Consider the following 18,652-nt stretch of genomic DNA (forward strand, 5'->3'; position numbering starts at 1 on the left):
CATGAGTATTGAAATTGAAAAAATCGGTAAGTTATTTGGTAAAACCCAAGTACTCAGCGATATTTCACTGGATATTGCATCGGGTGAAATGGTTGCCTTATTAGGGCCTTCCGGTTCAGGAAAAACAACCTTATTGCGGATTATTGCTGGGCTTGAACAACAAAGTCAGGGGTTATTGCGCTTTCATGGTCACGATGTTAGTAAAATCCATGCGAAAGATAGGCATGTTGGCTTTGTATTTCAACACTATGCACTATTTCGCCACATGACAGTGTTTGATAATGTGGCATTTGGTTTAACGGTTTTACCCAGAAAGCAGCGCCCATCAGCTCAGGCTATTAAAGATAAAGTAACAAAATTGTTGGAAATGGTTCAACTCGCCCATCTGGCTTCACGTTACCCCGCGCAACTTTCAGGGGGGCAAAAACAGCGTGTGGCACTGGCAAGGGCTTTAGCCGTTGATCCACAAATTTTATTATTAGATGAACCTTTTGGTGCGCTTGACGCACAAGTGCGTATTGAATTACGCCGTTGGTTACGTCAATTACATGATGAATTAAAATTTACCAGTGTTTTTGTGACTCATGACCAAGAAGAAGCCATGGAAGTTGCAGACAGAGTGGTGGTGATGAGCCAAGGTCATATTGAGCAAGTTGGCACACCGAGCGATATTTGGCAGCGCCCAGAAACCCGTTTTGTGCTTGAATTTATGGGGGAAGTGAACCAAATTTCTGCCCACATCAAAGGTTCAACATTAAATATAGATGGCTATGAATTCCCCCTTAACCATACCAGTGTTCAACAAGGTGAAGTCGACGTATTTTTACGTCCTTGGGATATCTCATTACAAGCTGAAGTGGATGAACAGCACCGTTTACCTGTTAGAATTACGGAATCGGGGCCAAGAGGGCATTTTTGGCAATTAACCGTTCAACCATTAGGTTGGGGGAAAGAGCCTTTGTCAGTGATTTGGCAGTCCGAAAAAACGATACCAACGCGAGGTGAACGTTACTTTTTAGGTAGCCAGCAGGCAAAGATCTATCAAGGAGATCAGGCGTTAATTTTCCCACAACTTGCTGAAAGTGCATGAATATAAAACTCAATAACTTATAACACTAATAAATATATTATTGGTGTTATCTTTTCTATTACTTTCTAGGTATATGACCGATGATTAGACTTTATATTAAAAATATTTAGTCTATTTCCCATTATGATTAAATTCATCATAACTAATTGATATAAAAGATTTATTTTTCATATTTTTATATGAAATATAACTGGTAATTCTATAAACTTATTGTAATATAATATATCAATTAGCTATATCAGAAATAGTAATTAAGATAATCTATTTTTCTAATATTAATGTGAAGAGATTTCAATTTTCACATATCAATATTGGGGTAATATCTTATCTCTATTATTTCTTATTTATATATAAAAATTATAAGGATGGTAAAGTGTCGGCTCTGGAACAATTTATCGGTAATACCCCATTAGTAAAGCTTCAGCGTTTAACACAAGGGATTGAAGCTGAAATTTGGGTGAAACTTGAAGGTAATAACCCCGCAGGTTCAGTGAAAGATCGCGCGGCATTTTCAATGATTAATGAAGCGCAATTACGGGGTGAAATTAAGCCAGGTGATACGCTAATTGAAGCAACTAGTGGAAATACAGGTATCGCGCTCGCGATGATAGCCGCAGTAAAAGGCTACAAACTGAAATTACTCATGCCAGATAACATGAGCAAAGAGCGGCAAGCTTCAATGCAAGCCTATGGTGCAGAACTCATTTTAGTGAGTACTGCTGTTGGTATGGAAGGTGCCCGTGATTTGGCTAAGGAAATGGAACAAAGAGGTGAGGGGAAAGTTTTAGACCAATTTAACAACCCTGATAACCCATTAGCTCATTTTAAAACAACAGGCCCTGAAATATGGCAGCAAACCAATGGTCGCATTACCCATTTTGTATCGAGTATGGGAACCACGGGGACCATTACCGGGGTAAGCCGCTATTTAAAATCCCAGTCAGATGATGTCCATATTGTTGGGTTACAACCTGCGGAAAAAAGCCAAATTCCGGGTATTAGGCGTTGGTCACCAGGTTACTTACCCGGTATTTTTGATGACTCATTAGTTGATAGTGTACTGGATATAAACCAGCAAGAAGCTGAAGAGACTATGAGAGCTTTAGCTAAAGTTGAAGGTATCTTTTGTGGAGTGAGCTCGGGTGGGGCGGTTGCTGGTGCGTTAAAAGTGGCGAAAGCTAACCCGGGAGCGGTCATTGTGGCAGTAATTTGTGACCGAGGAGACCGTTATTTATCAACAGGTGTATTTAATGAGTGAGATAATTTAATGACAAATCTGTGCTCAATAAAAAATCCCCATAAATGAAAAACCATCAGGCAAGGCCTGATGGTTTTAACTAAATATTGGCAGTTAAGTTATTTCTTAATACGCATGATGACAGTTTCACCGACTGTCACTGAGCCTGTCAGTTTGTTTAGTTCTTTGATTTCGTCCATATTAGAAATGACAACTGGCGTTAGAACAGATTTTGCTTTCTCTTCTAACAGCGCTAAATCAAACTCGATGATTAAGTCGCCTTTCTTCACAGTTTGGCCTTCTTCAGCGATGCGTTTAAAGCCTTCACCTTTAAGTTCAACGGTATCAATACCGAAGTGAACAAATAGTTCTATACCATCATCTGATTCAATAGAAAACGCATGGTTAGTTTCAAATATTTTACCAATTGTACCGTCTACAGGGGCAACGATTTTGTTACCTGCGGGTTTAATCGCAATACCATCACCAACAATTTTTTCTGCGAACACAACGTCTGGAACATCTTCAATATTGACAATCTCACCCGATAAAGGTGCGATAATTTCAATACTGCCACTGCTACTTTTGTCTTCCGAAACGAGTGATTTCAGTTTGTCAAACAGACCCATGGACCTTCTCCTAATCGTTTTATATGGGACCGAACTAATGTGCTGTTCTTAGCATAACGTTTTTTCTTGGATAAAGGTATCTACAAGTTTCATCAATTCATCCGCTGTGGGTTGAGCAAGTGCTTGTTCAGCCAAAGCTTGGGTATCAGTAAAGCTCGCATTGCGAATTAACTTTTTGATACGCGGAATTGAAATCGCGCTCATACTAAATTCATCCAGCCCCATGCCAAGTAGCAATAAGGTTGCACGCTCATCTCCAGCTAACTCCCCACACATCCCAGTCCATTTACCTTCAGCGTGTGATGCATCGATCACTTGCTTAATTAAGTTTAGGACAGCAGGTGACATCGGGTTGTAAAGATGAGAAATCAGTTCATTACCACGGTCGACCGCTAAAGTGTATTGAGTGAGATCGTTCGTCCCAATACTAAAGAAATCAACTTCTTTTGCCAAGTGGCGAGCAATAACAGCTGCGGCTGGTGTTTCAACCATCACACCGACTTCAATTGACTCGTCAAAAGCTTTACCTTCTTCACGTAACTGAGCTTTAAGCATTTCTAGCTCTGCTTTTAGTTCACGAACTTCTTCAACGGAAATAACCATTGGGAACATAATACGCAGTTTACCAAATTTAGAGGCTCTTAAAATAGCTCTTAATTGTGAGTGTAAGATTTCTTTGCGATCAAGACAAATACGAATTGCACGCCAGCCGAGAAATGGGTTCTCTTCTTTTGGTAAATTCATATATGGCAGGTCTTTATCACCGCCGATATCCATTGTACGGACAATAACGGCTTGGCTGCCCATTGCTTCTGCAACAGCTTTATAAGCTTGAAACTGTTCTTCTTCGGTAGGAAGAGAGTCTCTATCCATGAATAAAAACTCAGTACGGTAGAGCCCAACGCCTTCTGCGCCATTGCGCTCTGCACCAGCGACATCACGTACAGTACCGATATTCGCACAAACTTCAACTTGATGACCATCAAGGGTGATGGCAGGCAAATCTTTTAATTTTGCGAGCTCTTCTTTTTCTTGTAGATATTCATCACGGAAAGCTTTCAGTTTGTCGATTTCGGCTTCAGATGGGTTCAAGTGGATGGTGTTGTTGACACCATCTAATACAATGAAATCGCCATTTTTAATTTTGCTGGTGGCATCACTAGTTCCAACAATGGCAGGTAACTCAAGAGAACGCGCCATAATTGAGGTATGTGATGTACGGCCACCTAAATCAGTAATAAACCCTAATACTTTATCTAAATTTAGCTGTGCGGTTTCTGAAGGGGTTAAATCCGCAGCCACTAAAATAACTTCTTCGCTGATTGCACTTAAATCAACGATAGGAATATTTAATATGTTTTTTAATAGACGTTTGCCAATATCACGCACGTCAGCGGCGCGTTCTTTAAGATATTCATCATCAAGGGATTCAAGCGCTTGAGCTTGATCTTCAATAACCGAATACGCAGCGGCATCTGCCGTTTTTTTATCGCCTTTGATTAAAGAGACAATTTCTTGTTCCAACTCTTCATCTTCTAGCAGCATGATATGACCTTCAAAAATCTCAGCTTTTTCAGCTCCAAGATTTTTTTCGGCTTTCTCTTTAATCAAATTGAGTTGTTCGGCTGATTTGTTACGACCCTCAATAAAGCGAGCAATTTCTTTATCAACCTGATCGTCAGCAATTTTTTTTGTGCTAACAACGATAGGATCTTCTTTGAGGATTAAAGCCTGACCAAAAGCAAAACCCGGGGATACTAAAATTCCTGAAATCATAATATTACCTTACTGCTGCTAGTGCTGGGAGTTCTGATGTTGCAGAGACGACAATGAATATAGCCGATTATACAAATGTCCCCGAATGACATCACTCAGGGACATTGAATGAAATCAGTAAATGCTATTTTCGTGCGAAATTATTCTAATTCGCCCATCAGTTTAACTAAATGCTCAACGGCTTCTTTTTCGTCTTCGCCTTCAGCAGAAATTGTCACAACTGTGCCTTGCGTTAGGCCTAAGGTTTGTAATTTAAACAAACTTTTTGCGCTAGCGGATTTGCCGCCAGAAATTAAAGAAATGTCGGAAGAGAATGCTTTTGCTTCTTTTACGAATTGAGCTGCAGGACGAGTATGTAGACCATTTGGTGCCGTAATAGTAACTTCTTGCTGAAACATAGTATTTCCTCAATAACTTTCGTTTTTTTAATTACCCAGCCAATTGTAGATGAAATAGACTAGGTTTGCGTATAAGTTAGATTATTAACTTGAAAAAAGGTTTCCTACTTTGTGCGGTATCAACCCTTTTTCTGTTTTTCTTGCGAACTCGATACTTTTTTCTCATTGGCAAATTATTTTACTCGCCCTAGAGGTTGGCTAAAAAGTGATTAATTTCGAGGTGCAAAATAATTACTATGTTTAATACTAAACCCCGAATTATAAATCATCTCCATCCGTGCTAAAGTTTGATCTATGCCACAAAAAAAGCACCATTTAGGTGCTTTTTTAACGATATTGTAACGAAGTTATGCTACTCAGCCGAGATGTCAGCAAACAGGGCTGTAGACAAATAACGCTCACCTGAAGAAGGTAAAATAACGACGATATTTTTACCTTTATAGGCAGGGTCTGCGGCAATTTTAGTGGCAGCAGCAATAGCAGCGCCTGATGAGATACCCGCAAGAATACCTTCTTTTTCCATCAGCTCACGAGCCGTTTTGATGGCTTCGTCATCGCTGATTTGAATGACCTTATCGAGTAATTTTAAATCTAAGTTACCCGGAATAAAACCAGCGCCGATCCCTTGTATTTTGTGAGGACCCGGTTTAATTTCTTCGCCCGCTAAAGCTTGGGTAATGACAGGGGATGTTTCTGGTTCAACAGCCACGATAGTCACAACTTTGCCTTTGGTGTTTTTCAGGTATTTTGCAATCCCTGTAATCGTCCCGCCCGTACCAACACCTGCGACTACAACATCGACATTGCCGTCAGTATCTTCCCAAATTTCAGGCCCAGTGGTTTTTTCATGGATTTCAGGGTTTGCTGGGTTATTAAACTGTTGAAGTAATAAGTATTTTTTAGGGTTGCTATTCACTATTTCTTCAGCTTTAGCTATTGCACCTTTCATGCCTTTTGCCCCCTCAGTTAAAACGAGGTTGGCACCTAATGCTTTGAGTAGTTTACGGCGCTCAATACTCATGGTTTCAGGCATGGTTAACGTCAATTTATAACCTCTCGCCGCAGCGACATAGGCTAAAGCGATACCCGTATTTCCACTAGTTGGTTCAACTAATTCTTTGTCTTTGTTTAGGATACCTTTTTTCTCTGCATCCCAAATCATGTTAGCACCAATACGGCACTTAACACTGAAGCTTGGGTTGCGAGATTCCACTTTTGCTAAAATATTGCCATTACCAAAATGTTTTAGGCGAACAAGTGGGGTGTGGCCAATGGTCAACGAGTTATCATCATAAATTTTGCTCATGGGATATCCTTAAAAATCGGTTAGCCAGTAATGTAATCGGTATTAATTAAAAATAATGAGATGGATTCAACATACGTTAAGAACAAATTAATGCAAATATGATTTGAGCATAAGCTTATAACGAAATGTTATTTTAGATCTAATAGTTCTAAGGAATAATTATAGTGTAACAATAATAAGTAAATAAAAGAGCGCAGGCGATAAACCTGCGCAATGATTTAATAGATTAGTAGCGTGCGTAACGCTCACGATACCTGTCAACCCACATCAATGTTGCACCACAAACTGCAACAGGCATGATCACTAAGTTGACAAAAGGCACCATCATTAACAAGCTAATGACGCCACCAAATTGAACGTTTCTCATCCGCTCTTTGGCAAGCGCCTGCTTCATTTCGTTAAAGCCAACACGGTGGTTATCAAACGGGTAATCGCAATATTGGATTGACATCATCCAAGCACCAAATAAAAACCACAGTACGGGGGCGACTGTTTGGCCAATACCGGGTATGAAAAATAGGATTAATAACCCAATAGCGCGAGGTAAGTAGTAACCGATTCGGACAAACTCGCGCTTTATCATACGAGGAACATCTTTTAATAACTCAGCAACACCGGTATCTGGTGATGGTTTACCCGTTAACTCGGCTTCGAGTTTTTCTGATAACCAACCGTTAAAAGGTGCAGCGATAATATTAGCAACCGTACTAAAAAAATAGGTAAACACGAGCAAAATAGAGATAACAGCGATTGGCCAAATAACATAATCGAGCCATTGTAGCCAGTCAGGAACGTAACTCATCACTTGGGCTATCCAGCCGCCAAGCTTTGTATATAACCACCAAAATGCGCCGCCTAAGAATAAAATATTGGCTAATAGGGGCAAAATAACAAAACGTTTAATACCGGGCCGAGTGATTAATCTCCAGCCTTGTGTAAAATAATAAAAACCAGAATGGTCTTTTTGTGTCGAAAATGTCGATTGGGTCATACTTCTTGTTCTCTCCTTTTCGGTTGACCATGTATCATATAGATATGAAATTAGGCTGACTAGCCATTATTCGCTTAAAAAAGCAGCAAATGAAAGCGGAATATTCTCTTTCTTGTAAGAAAATCGTTCTGGGGGTTGCACTTAGAGCAATTGAGAAATAATCTTAAGGAAGTTTCCGCCGTGTTGGCATTATCATTCATCAACTAGAGATAGCAGCGATGCAGGATTTGCGTCTGATATTAGTGGTCGTAGGTGCGATAGCGATTGTCGCTTTATTACTGCATGGTTTATGGACCAGCCGTAAAGAGCGCTCAAAGTTATTTCGCGACAGACCCGTAAAACGTAGAAAAAACAATATGCAGGAGAATTCATCAGAATATGATGATTCTGCATTATTTACTGAAAATCAACCGACTCAGCAGGCGCCTGTTCATCCCGCTGCGACTGAGCCTGTATATCCGGTAAAAAATGAGTCTCCAGTTGAGCCTAATATACAGCCAAAAGCATCGGTTGAACCTGACATTATTATGAACAAGGAGCCTGAGGCTAAATCGCCGGTTCATAATGAGCCTACGATGCATCAACGTACTGAACCCGTTCATGTACCCGAACAACTCACCATTAATATGAGTGAGGAAGTGATTGTTGAGCCAGCCACTGAAACTGTCGCTGAACCACATATTGATTCAACCAAATTGAGAGAAGAGCCTCAGCCGAGCACCTATGAACAAGAGACGCAGCATATTGAGAAGAAAGCTGAGCCGCAGGAAAATTCTGCTACAACAAGTAGCAAGGAGACAGTCCTGGTACTTCACGTAGCCGCTTTGCAAGGGCAGGAACTTCAAGGTGAATTATTACTGCAAAGTATTTTACAAGCCGGTTTCCAATTTGGGGAAATGAAAATATTCCACCGCCATGTAAACCCGTCTGGTACGGGGCCTGTTTTGTTTAGCTTAGCCAACATGGTGAAACCGGGCTCATTCGACCCAGAGACAATGGCTGATTTTACCACCCCAGGGGTTTCCATGTTTATGATGGTCCCGTCTTACGGTGATGCAGGGCAAAACTTCAAATTGATGTTGCAAGCTGCTCAACGTATCGCATCAGATGCGGGAGGGGTTGTTCTTGATGACGAACGCAAAATGCTGACACCTCAAAAAATAGAGGTGTATCATGCTCGAATTAGAAACACATTAAGTTAAATAAACGTTGAACAAAACCCCCATTAATTGGGGGTTTTTTATCTGTATGAGTGAATCATGACTACCAAACAAGAAATAGACGAATTAAAAAAACAGTTACGTCATCATGAATATCAATACCATGTATTAGATGCGCCCGAAATTCCAGACGTAGAATATGACAAGTTAATGCAACGTCTAAAAGAGATAGAGGCACAGCATCCTGAACTTGTCACAAGTGATTCACCGACTCAACGTGTTGGTGCCGCACCATTGGCTGCGTTTGATACCGTACGCCATGAAATACCTATGTTATCCCTAGATAATGTTTTTGATGAAGAAAGTTACCTTGCGTTTGATAAGCGGGTAAGAGATCGTTTGAAAAATCATCAAGAACTGACTTTCTGTTGTGAGCTCAAGCTCGATGGGTTAGCGGTAAGTTTGTTGTATGAAAATGGTGAATTAGTACAAGCGGCGACTCGTGGTGATGGGACCGTAGGTGAGAATATTACCGCGAATGTACGAACCATCCGCGCTATCCCATTGCGTTTAAGGGGAAGAAATATTCCTGATCGCGTTGAGATCCGTGGCGAAGTCTTCATGCCCCAAAAAGGTTTTGAAGCACTCAATGAGCAGGCACGTAAAACGGATGGCAAAGTCTTTGCAAACCCGCGTAATGCGGCTGCGGGTTCGTTGCGTCAATTAGACCCACGTATTACCGCTAAAAGGCCACTCACTTTTTATTGTTATGGTGTTGGGCTTGTGGAAGGTGGCTCGTTACCGGACACTCATTATGACCGTTTGATGCAATTTAAAGCATGGGGTTTACCGGTTAGTGATTATGTTCAATTACGTGTTGGTCATCAGGCCGTATTAGATTTTTACCATGAAATTGAGCAAGTTCGACCTGATCTTGGCTTTGATATCGATGGGGTAGTCATTAAAGTTAACTCAATCGCGATTCAAGAAGAATTAGGTTTTGTTTCTCGAGCACCTCGCTGGGCGACAGCGTTTAAATTCCCAGCTCAAGAACAAGTCACATTATTAAAAGATGTTGAATTTCAAGTTGGGCGTACAGGTGCTATCACGCCTGTGGCGCGTTTAGAACCCGTGCAAGTCGCAGGTGTGGTGGTCAGTAATGCGACGTTACACAATGCAGATGAAATTGAACGCCTTGGCGTGCATATCGGTGATACGGTCATTATTCGTCGAGCAGGGGATGTTATTCCACAAATCGTCAGTGTTGTGGTTGACAAGCGACCAACAGATAGCCGTGAAATTGTCTTCCCGACCCATTGCCCTGTATGCGGTTCTGATATCGAACGAGTTGAAGGTGAAGCGGTGGCACGCTGTACTGGTGGGCTTATTTGTGGGGCACAACGCAAAGAAGCACTGAAACATTTTGTCTCACGCCGAGCAATGGATGTGGATGGCATGGGCGATAAAATTATCGACCAGTTAGTCGAAAAAGAGTATGTCAAAACGCCGGCAGATTTATATCAATTAAGTGCGGGTATCTTAACAGGCTTGGATAGAATGGGGCCGAAGTCGGCACAGAATCTGGTTGATGCACTCAATAAGTCTAAGCAAACAACATTGGCTCGCTTTATTTATGCCCTTGGAATTCGTGAGGTTGGCGAAGCAACGGCGGCAAACTTAGCAGCGCATTACACCACACTTGAGGCTGTGATGGCGGCGGATGAAGAGTCACTAAAAACCGTTCAAGATATTGGTCATGTAGTTGCGAAACATGTGGTCAATTTTTTCCGTGAACCTCATAACCAAGCGGTGATTGAAGATTTACTGACGAAGGCAAATATTCATTGGCCTGAAGTAAAAGTCGTGAATAGTGCAGAAATCGATAGCCCATTTGCAGGTAAAACAGTGGTACTAACAGGGTCAATGAGCGTATTGACGCGTGATGAAGCCAAAGACAAGTTAGTGGCTTTAGGTGCAAAATTCTCAGGAAGTGTCTCGAAGAAAACGGATTTAGTCATTGCAGGTGAGGCCGCTGGTTCTAAATTAGCCAAAGCAAATGAACTTGGCATACGCGTTATTGATGAAAATGAATTGGTTCGTTTGCTGAATATTTAATAGTGAACTATATTCAATTTGACTTAGTTGCCTACGATCTCTGTAGGCAACAATTTTATACGCAGGTTGTTGTAAGTCTTAACTTAAATTCTCAGTAAAATTTCTGTGCAAAAAAAGCGAATGCTAGGAATTGTTATGGTTGAAACGTGATCCCCTTCTTCTTTTTGCAAAATACACCTAGTAAGCTTTCATATTAATGTGACACCCGTCTCATTTAAATGTTGTCTATTACATAGAATATGCACATAGACTGATTCTTAAATTTGTTGGAGTCGCATATGACCTCGATCCTGCATTTCGTTTTATCTTTAGTAGTAATTGCCGCTCTTGCCATTTTAGCCAGTAGTAACCGTAGAGGGATCCGTCCTCGCTATGTTGTTCAACTACTGGTTATTCAAATTGCATTAGCGTATTTGTTCTTAAAATCGAATATTGGCGAATCTTTTGTTCTTGGTGTGGCAGGGGTATTTACTCACTTGCTAGGCTATGCAGCAGAAGGGACTAAATTTATTTTTGGTGGCATGATTGAAGGGAACTTAGCATTCTTCTTCTTACAAGTGTTATGCCCAATCATCTTTATTTCTGCGTTGATCGGGATCTTACAGCACGTCAAAATTCTCCCTATCGTGATCCGTATCATCGGTACCGTGTTATCGAAAGTGAATGGTATGGGTAAGTTAGAGTCTTTTAACGCAGTCAGTTCATTGTTACTGGGTCAGTCAGAAAACTTTATTGCGTATAAAGACCAATTGAACCGGATGTCAGACCGCAGAATGTACACCATGGCGGCAACTGCCATGTCAACGGTATCTATGTCTATCGTTGGGGCATACATGACCATGTTAGAGCCGCGTTTTGTGGTCGCTGCATTGGTTCTAAATATGTTTGGTACTTTCGTCGTACTATCACTGATTAACCCGTATCCACCTGAAGGTGAAGAAGATATTCAAATGAGCAACCTGCACGAAGGGCAAAGCTTCTTTGAAATGTTAGGTGAATATATTCTTGCAGGGTTTAAAGTAGCGATTATCGTTTCAGCGATGTTGATTGGTTTTATTGCCCTCATTGCGATGATTAACGGTATTTTCTCAGCTGTATTCGGTATCGACTTCCAAACCATGTTAGGTTACGTATTCTATCCATTTGCATGGATGCTCGGCATTCCTGCCGATGAAGCCTTACAGGTTGGCGGAATTATGGCAGTGAAAATGGTAACGAATGAATTCGTTGCGATGGATGGCTTACAAGCGATTGCTGGTGGGTTATCTGAGCGTTCTGTTGGTATCTTATCCGTATTCTTAGTTTCTTTCGCTAACTTCTCATCCATCGGTATTATTGCAGGTGCGATTAAAGGCTTAGATGAGAAACAAGGTAATACCGTGGCTCGTTTCGGTTTAAAATTACTGTATGGTTCAACCTTAGTTAGCTTCTTATCCGCAGCGGTTGTTGGGTTAGTTTTGTAATCCACTAAAACATGTTAGATTAAGAAACGGCGTTCAAATGAGCGCCGTTTTTTATGCTTTGATACGAAAGAGAAATAACAATGGAAAAACAAGATCTCATTGATATGGCCAATACGTATATGCCATTTGGTAAATATAAAGGCTGTGTCTTAATTGATTTACCCGAAGAATATTTATTATGGTTCTATAAGAAAGGAGAGTTCCCTGCTGGACGCTTAGGGCAGTTAATGGAAATGACCCTAGGAATAAAAATAGAAGGCTTAGAAGGGCTGGTAAAGCCTTTAAAACGGGGTTAATCGTGGCCTAGTGCGTGAGTAATTTTCTGACTTAAAGTAATAAATAGTTTTTGTTCTTGGGGCGTTAATGCTGCTTTGACCTTAGCTGCATTTTCAGCACGTCCTGTGGCTGCACGCTGCAAAAAATGATGCCCTTTGTCGGTTAAACGGGTGATCAGTTCCCGTCCATCTTCTTCAGATTGATATTGCTCGACAAATTCATAAGATTTCAGAGCTCGAAGAAATTTCGATAAATTTTGGCGAGAGAGGCCAAGTGATTGGCTTAACTGGCTTGGTGTTAAATCCCCTTTTAATCTCAATATCTCTAGCACATCATATTGACCCCAAGTTATTTGCTCTGGGGTAAAGCTAACTCTGCGCGCAACTAGCGTACATTGCAGCAGGGAAAGCGCATCTTCAAGAGAATTTGGCATCATGAAAACTCCGTAACATTCAATCTATTGAGTATATATTGATTTTAATAATAAGACGACCAGTTGATTAACTTTGGTTAATTAATTATAGTTAACTAAAGTTAATCATAATTGAGGTGAGCTATGGGGAAGTTTAATCAGCGAGTGGCATTGGTTACAGGGGCATCGACAGGTGTCGGTTTTACTATTGCACAAAAGCTGTATTCACTTGGCGCGATAACGGTAATTACGGGGCGCAATGAGGTCGCTTTACAACAAGCCGCTAGAGAGATAGACCCAACAGGACAACGTGTCTATGCTATAAAAATGAATGTCGCAAATGCACAAGACTTTAAAACAACAGTCGAAAAAATTGAGCAACAATACGGTGTTTTGCACTATTTGGTGAATAATGCGGGGATCACTGGACCTCATGGCGTCAATATTGAGGATTATCCTTTAGAGGCTTGGCATGAGGTGATTGAAACCGATATAACAGGGACATTTCACGGTATGAAGTACAGTATTCCTATGATTTTGCGTAGTGGTGGGGGAGCTATCGTAAATTTATCAGCTTGCAATGGGGTAACAGGGATAGCGGGTATAGCACCTTACACTGCAGCAAAGCATGCGGTACTTGGATTAACACGTTCCGCTGCCTTAGAAAACGCTCAAAAAGGTATCCGTATCAATGCTGTTGGCCCTGGCTATATAGAAACACCGAATATTAGTGCATTACCACAGGAAACGCAGCAATGGATGGCTTCTACTCACCCAATGGGCAGAATGGCTACTCGGCTAGAAATTGCTAATGTGGTGGCCTTTTTGTTATCAGAAGAAAGTAGCTTTATAACCGGTGCATTTATTCCTATTGATGGTGGTTATACCGCGCAGTAATTCATAATCTAAAAGATATTATTGATTTAAAATGGAAGAGGTGAATAGTGACTTTTAGTATTTAAATGATTGGTGGAGCTAAGCGGGATCGAACCGCTGACCTCTTGCATGCCATGCAAGCGCTCTCCCAGCTGAGCTATAGCCCCAATCGAAATGTTTTGTATTGTGCCACCTAACAGGGAATTAGATGGTGGAGCTAAGCGGGATCGAACCGCTGACCTCTTGCATGCCATGCAAGCGCTCTCCCAGCTGAGCTATAGCCCCAAACAAAATCTTTTGGACGGGATGCATCATATTCAAGCTAAGTTAGAGTGTCAATAAAATAATAGGGTTTTAGGTTTAATTGCTGAAATATAGAACATTTTGCAATCAGTTGAGTGGAGAAGGGAGGATGAATCAGAGAATTGGCCCCCAATAAATTGAGGGCCAATAATATTAAATTATTGAGCAGAAGCTTCACGTTCAGCGATAAACGCTAAGGCTTTCTCAATACGAGTGATAGAGCGAGCTTGACCGATAGCGTGAACGGTCACATCAAGGCCTGGAGACTGGCCAGCACCTGTCACAGCAACACGTAAAGGCATACCCACTTTACCCATACCCACTTCTAATTCAGCGGCAGTTGCTTCGATGGCTTGGTGAACATTTTCAGCCGTCCAATCAGTTATCGCAGCTAATTTATCTTTTACGACTTCTAAAGGCTGACGAGCAACTGGTCGCAAGTGTTTTTTCGCCGCATCAGCGTCAAATTCTTCGAAATCTTGGTAGAAATAGTGGCAAGATTCCGCCATTTCTTTCAATGTTTTACAACGTTCACCAAGTAATTTGATTAGATCAACTAATTGAGGCCCTGTGCTGGTATCAATATTCTGTTGTTCAATATGCCATGCAAGATAGGTTGCAACTTCTTCTGCTGGTAATGTATTGATATAGTGGTGGTTTAACCACTGCAGTTTTTCAGTATTAAATGCGCTTGCTGATTTACTGATAGCGTCGAGGCTGAAATATTCTTTCATTTCGTCAACAGTGAAAATCTCTTGGTCGCCATGAGACCAACCTAAACGCACAAGGTAGTTAAGAAGTGCTTGCGGCAAATAACCGTCATCACGATATTGCATAACACTAACCGCACCATGACGTTTTGATAGTTTTTTACCGTCATCACCTAGGATCATCGAAACGTGAGCATACACAGGTACTGGTGCCCCTAATGCTTTTAGAATGTTGATTTGGCGAGGCGTGTTGTTGATATGGTCTTCACCACGGATAACGTGGGTAATTTCCATATCCCAGTCATCAATAACCACACAGAAGTTGTAAGTTGGTGAACCATCAGTACGACGAATAATTAAATCGTCCAGCTCTTGGTTACTAAATTCAATTGGCCCACGAATTTTGTCGTCAAAAATAACAGAACCTTCTTGTGGGTTACGGAAACGAACAACGTGCGGCTCATCAGGTGTATGGTTGTGTGCATGGTCACGGCAGCAGCCATCATAACGAGGCTTTTCATTATTTGCCATTTGCTCTTCACGTAACGCCTCTAAGCGCTCTTTCGAACAATAACAACGATAAGCGGTACCCGCATCTAACATTTGGTCAATGACATCATTATAACGGTCAAAGCGTTTAGTTTGATAGTAAGGGCCTTCATCCCAATTTAAATTCAACCAGTTCATACCGTCCATAATGGCGTCGATAGCTTCCTGAGTTGAGCGTTCTAAGTCAGTATCTTCAATACGCAGGACAAATTCGCCCTGATTGTGGCGACTAAATAACCAGGAATACAGAGCGGTACGTGCACCACCAACGTGTAAATAGCCAGTTGGGCTTGGTGCAAAACGGGTTTTGATTTTACTCATCGAGATTGCCTTAATTGCAAAACATGTTTTTGAAGCGCTTATCTGTTTACTGTTTAGAAGACTAAAAACAGGCACAATTAACTTGATGGCGAGTTTGATGTTCTAAGCAGTGAAATGTCTAAGCATTGCTAAAATGTATATCTATTCTATCATCCTACAATGATTCCTCAATCAAGTTATCAGGATAGAAGACAAGAAATTAGTTTGTTTCGCCAAATTTGACATAAATAAATGCGCTTTAAAAATAGTTTCTGTTTTTTTCTTAAAAGAATAAAGAGAAAATGATAGGTAATTGATTAAAAAGGCAGCTTTTCTGGTGAATATTGAAACATCTTGATTATTTTTGCAACGAACGAAAAAAATCTATTGAAAAAGCGTTGACTCAGAACTCAGTATCCCTATAATGCACCTCCATCGACGACGGGGCGATTAGCTCAGTTGGTAGAGCACCTCCCTTACAAGGAGGGGGTCAGTGGTTCGAGCCCGCTATCGCCCACCACCGTTGACGATGAAAAATAAATAATTGGGCGATTAGCTCAGTTGGTAGAGCACCTCCCTTACAAGGAGGGGGTCAGTGGTTCGAGCCCGCTATCGCCCACCAATTATTTATTATAATGTAGTATAAGTCATGAAGTGGGCGATTAGCTCAGTTGGTAGAGCACCTCCCTTACAAGGAGGGGGTCAGTGGTTCGAGCCCGCTATCGCCCACCACTTCATCAGTTATTTGCATTGAAACACAATTTAGATGGGTCGTTAGCTCAGTCGGTAGAGCAGTTGACTTTTAATCAATTGGTCGCAGGTTCGAATCCTGCACGACCCACCATCTAAGCAGTAAAAAATCAGATCTTCCAAGATGGGTCGTTAGCTCAGTCGGTAGAGCAGTTGACTTTTAATCAATTGGTCGCAGGTTCGAATCCTGCACGACCCACCATCTCAAGCCATTCCTAAGCAAATAATCCAATTTAACAATCACCTAAGTAAACACTCAGTCGTTAAGCCATACCTCGACAAGCTGGTTGCAGGTTCAGCCCGTAGGGTAAATCCGAAGGATTTCAATCCTGCACGACCCACCATCTCAAGCCATTCCTAAGCAAATAATCCAATTTAACAATCACCTAAGTAAACACTCAGTCGTTAAGCCATACCTCGACAAGCTGGTTGCAGGTTCAGCCCGTAGGGTAAATCCGAAGGATTTCAATCCTGCACGACCCACCATCTCAAGCCATTCCTAAGCAAATAATCCAATTTAACAATCACCTAAGTAAACACTCAGTCGTTAAGCCATACCTCGACAAGCTGGTTGCAGGTTTAGCCCGCAGGGCAAATCCGAAGGATTTCAATCCTGCACGACCCACCATCTCAAGCCATTATCAAGCAAATAATCCAAACTAATACTTAGCTCAGTAAACACTTACTCACTAAATAATACACCTATTTTGTAAGTTGCATTTTCTAAGTAATATGATAAGAACTTAGAGAATTATCGGCTACACAGCCCGCCTAATATGTAAAATAATTCAAGATGTACTTTGAAAACCACTTAGTTTTTATGTCTATATTCTAATATGGCATTAGCAGGATATATTTTAAAATATAATGACGTCATTTAAGCATAAATGAATGGCTAATTACTCTTCCATAGAATGGACGAGTAATTATCATTTTTTATAAATAGCTTTCATTATATCGTAAATATAAAAATCTGTAATTTAGCTATAAATGCTTGAATTGTGTTTATTTTTAAAATTTTGTATTATCTTTCATCCTAAAAAAACAGAAACAAGTGGAATCAAAAACAGACTGTCGATGAAAGTTATTTTTCATAATTTTGTGATATTCATCTAGTAAAATGAATAATAAGCTTTCTTAACGTTATGGTTTTGTTATGTTTGGTACTTGTAGATAATAAATCCATTTCTTGCTACTTTAAAAATTTAGTAATTTACTAATTGTAACAGTTTAACTGGCTTTTTAACGTACTGATATTTTGTCGAATTAGAGAGTTTTAGAGATAAAATTGACTGTTTTTACCATTTTTTACATAAAAGTATCATTTATACTGGGTTTATCACTTTTCATCGAGTTTAATTGTATCAATAACATTAATATTGTTACAGTGTTAAATAATTCTATTTATTTCCTTTATTTTTAGGTTATGCATCGGCTATATAGGTCTTTTTTAGATGAATATTCCAAGAGTTTAGGCATATCCTCTGGGATATTACTATGCAGTGATACACATGTTGCGTGTAACTTTGTGATATTAAAGTATTATTTTGATTTTAATACGGAAATGTATAGCGTGAAATACTTTGTTACATAGTTGCAATGTCAATTTAGGACTAGTTGAAACTAATTATAAGGGTAGTATATCATTCTGTTAGATATATGCTGAATCGTCTGTAGCATTATCAATGTTATACACATAAATATAAAAAATAAAATATGTAGATAATTATCTGCTAATTTTTATTTCCTTAAATATAAATTGAAGCGAGAATGTTTATGAACACGAAATATCCTGTCGCTTGTGCAGTTGGACAAAAAATAAAAGCCCTTAGAAGAGCTCAAGGCTTTACTGTTTTTCAGTTAGCTAAAGAGATAGATATAAGTGAACAGCAGCTATTTCGTTACGAGCGTGGTGTGAATCGTATCGATATAGATTGTCTAGTTCGAGTATTAAAAGTTTTAGACGTTAACATGGGTGAGTTTTTTAGTGAAGTCCTGCAAGAGGATACTCAAGTAGATGAGAACACGGGTAATAAGGGGTTTGAAAGCTCTGCATATACTCTGGTGTAACTAAATATCTATATTGTTTTAGAATGAAACGTAATTCGCTTTAATTCTTAATTGTTTCAATTAGGAACATAAATTAAATATACCTGCTATTTATAGCTTAAAATGACAATAGCTGTTTTTATCTTATGTTTCATTAAAGAACAAATAAAAGCCCGAAAGGGCTTTTATTTTTGTATCTTAAAATAATTATTACTTAAGATTTTACTCAATATCTAAGAAAAATATTGGGTAAGATATTTAT

Annotated in this window: 15 protein-coding genes and 7 tRNA genes; 13 read left to right on the top strand and 9 right to left on the bottom strand. The window is 40.1% G+C overall.

Going from position 1 to position 18,652, the window contains the following annotated elements:
• The first annotated feature begins 1 nt into the window (after position 1).
• Together cysA and cysM are read left to right on the top strand one after the other, a co-directional pair.
• Entirely contained in the window at positions 2-1,090 is a 1,089-nt protein-coding gene (gene cysA / locus M1F26_RS07230; RefSeq protein ID WP_094961726.1) for a sulfate/thiosulfate ABC transporter ATP-binding protein CysA, read from the top strand.
• A 373-nt stretch (positions 1,091-1,463) separates the two neighbouring features.
• A complete protein-coding gene (cysM, locus tag M1F26_RS07235) occupies positions 1,464-2,348 on the top strand; it encodes a cysteine synthase CysM (protein WP_140172328.1) in 885 nt (294 codons plus the stop codon).
• A 98-nt stretch (positions 2,349-2,446) separates the two neighbouring features.
• On the opposite strand, the gene crr is transcribed toward cysM, so the two are convergent.
• The 5 genes from crr to cysZ form a co-directional block, all read right to left on the bottom strand.
• A complete protein-coding gene (crr, locus tag M1F26_RS07240) occupies positions 2,447-2,956 on the bottom strand; it encodes a PTS glucose transporter subunit IIA (protein WP_004264878.1) in 510 nt (169 codons plus the stop codon).
• Between the two features lie 48 nt (positions 2,957-3,004).
• Entirely contained in the window at positions 3,005-4,732 is a 1,728-nt protein-coding gene (gene ptsI / locus M1F26_RS07245) for a phosphoenolpyruvate-protein phosphotransferase PtsI (protein ID WP_004264877.1), read from the bottom strand.
• A 140-nt stretch (positions 4,733-4,872) separates the two neighbouring features.
• Positions 4,873-5,130 (bottom strand): phosphocarrier protein Hpr, encoded by a 258-nt coding sequence (ptsH, locus tag M1F26_RS07250; protein ID WP_004264876.1) that lies wholly within the window; start codon positions 5,128-5,130, stop codon positions 4,873-4,875.
• A gap of 352 nt (positions 5,131-5,482) precedes the next feature.
• Entirely contained in the window at positions 5,483-6,436 is a 954-nt protein-coding gene (gene cysK / locus M1F26_RS07255; RefSeq protein ID WP_200129237.1) for a cysteine synthase A, read from the bottom strand.
• Between the two features lie 226 nt (positions 6,437-6,662).
• Positions 6,663-7,427, bottom strand: a complete 765-nt coding sequence (cysZ, locus tag M1F26_RS07260) for a sulfate transporter CysZ (protein ID WP_004264874.1) — start codon at positions 7,425-7,427, stop codon at positions 6,663-6,665.
• Between the two features lie 218 nt (positions 7,428-7,645).
• Here cysZ and zipA point away from each other — a divergent pair, with 218 nt between their 5' ends.
• From zipA to M1F26_RS07280, 4 genes are all read left to right on the top strand, one after another.
• Positions 7,646-8,629, top strand: a complete 984-nt coding sequence (gene zipA, locus M1F26_RS07265; RefSeq protein ID WP_140172330.1) for a cell division protein ZipA — start codon at positions 7,646-7,648, stop codon at positions 8,627-8,629.
• A gap of 57 nt (positions 8,630-8,686) precedes the next feature.
• The gene (ligA, locus tag M1F26_RS07270) at positions 8,687-10,702 is read left to right on the top strand and encodes an NAD-dependent DNA ligase LigA (protein ID WP_318837666.1); all 2,016 of its coding nucleotides are present in this window, start codon (positions 8,687-8,689) and stop codon (positions 10,700-10,702) included.
• Positions 10,703-10,980: 278 nt separating this feature from the next.
• Entirely contained in the window at positions 10,981-12,165 is a 1,185-nt protein-coding gene (locus M1F26_RS07275; RefSeq protein ID WP_004264869.1) for a NupC/NupG family nucleoside CNT transporter, read from the top strand.
• An 80-nt stretch (positions 12,166-12,245) separates the two neighbouring features.
• Positions 12,246-12,461 (top strand): DUF3820 family protein, encoded by a 216-nt coding sequence (locus M1F26_RS07280; RefSeq protein WP_004264868.1) that lies wholly within the window; start codon positions 12,246-12,248, stop codon positions 12,459-12,461.
• On the opposite strand, the gene M1F26_RS07285 is transcribed toward M1F26_RS07280, so the two are convergent.
• Positions 12,458-12,877: a MarR family winged helix-turn-helix transcriptional regulator gene (locus tag M1F26_RS07285; RefSeq protein ID WP_227528922.1), complete on the bottom strand. Its 420-nt coding sequence runs from the start codon at positions 12,875-12,877 to the stop codon at positions 12,458-12,460. The genes M1F26_RS07280 and M1F26_RS07285 overlap by 4 nt on opposite strands.
• A 120-nt stretch (positions 12,878-12,997) precedes the next feature.
• Between M1F26_RS07285 and M1F26_RS07290 the strand changes: the two genes are divergently transcribed.
• A complete protein-coding gene (locus M1F26_RS07290) occupies positions 12,998-13,750 on the top strand; it encodes an SDR family NAD(P)-dependent oxidoreductase (RefSeq protein WP_136134211.1) in 753 nt (250 codons plus the stop codon).
• A 70-nt stretch (positions 13,751-13,820) separates the two neighbouring features.
• Here the strand turns inward: M1F26_RS07290 and M1F26_RS07295 are convergent.
• From M1F26_RS07295 to gltX, 3 genes are all read right to left on the bottom strand, one after another.
• Positions 13,821-13,896: transfer RNA gene (locus tag M1F26_RS07295), tRNA-Ala, on the bottom strand.
• Positions 13,897-13,938: 42 nt separating this feature from the next.
• Positions 13,939-14,014 (bottom strand) — tRNA-Ala (locus M1F26_RS07300).
• A 176-nt stretch (positions 14,015-14,190) separates the two neighbouring features.
• Positions 14,191-15,612 (bottom strand): glutamate--tRNA ligase, encoded by a 1,422-nt coding sequence (gltX, locus tag M1F26_RS07305; protein ID WP_140172332.1) that lies wholly within the window; start codon positions 15,610-15,612, stop codon positions 14,191-14,193.
• Between the two features lie 423 nt (positions 15,613-16,035).
• On the opposite strand from gltX, the gene M1F26_RS07310 reads away from it, so the two are divergent.
• From M1F26_RS07310 to M1F26_RS07335, 6 genes are all read left to right on the top strand, one after another.
• A tRNA-Val gene (locus tag M1F26_RS07310) sits at positions 16,036-16,111 on the top strand.
• A gap of 26 nt (positions 16,112-16,137) precedes the next feature.
• Positions 16,138-16,213, top strand: a tRNA-Val gene (locus tag M1F26_RS07315).
• A 34-nt stretch (positions 16,214-16,247) separates the two neighbouring features.
• Positions 16,248-16,323 (top strand) — tRNA-Val (locus M1F26_RS07320).
• Positions 16,324-16,359: 36 nt separating this feature from the next.
• Positions 16,360-16,435, top strand: a tRNA-Lys gene (locus M1F26_RS07325).
• 32 nt (positions 16,436-16,467) lie between these two features.
• Positions 16,468-16,543, top strand: a tRNA-Lys gene (locus M1F26_RS07330).
• Between the two features lie 1,574 nt (positions 16,544-18,117).
• Positions 18,118-18,411, top strand: coding sequence for a helix-turn-helix domain-containing protein (locus M1F26_RS07335; protein ID WP_140172333.1), 294 nt, complete (start codon positions 18,118-18,120; stop codon positions 18,409-18,411).
• Positions 18,412-18,652 lie beyond the last annotated feature (241 nt).

Origin of the sequence: Providencia sp. PROV048 (genome assembly GCF_033688165.1) — a bacterium.
Classification (GTDB): Bacteria; Pseudomonadota; Gammaproteobacteria; order Enterobacterales; family Enterobacteriaceae; genus Providencia; species Providencia hangzhouensis.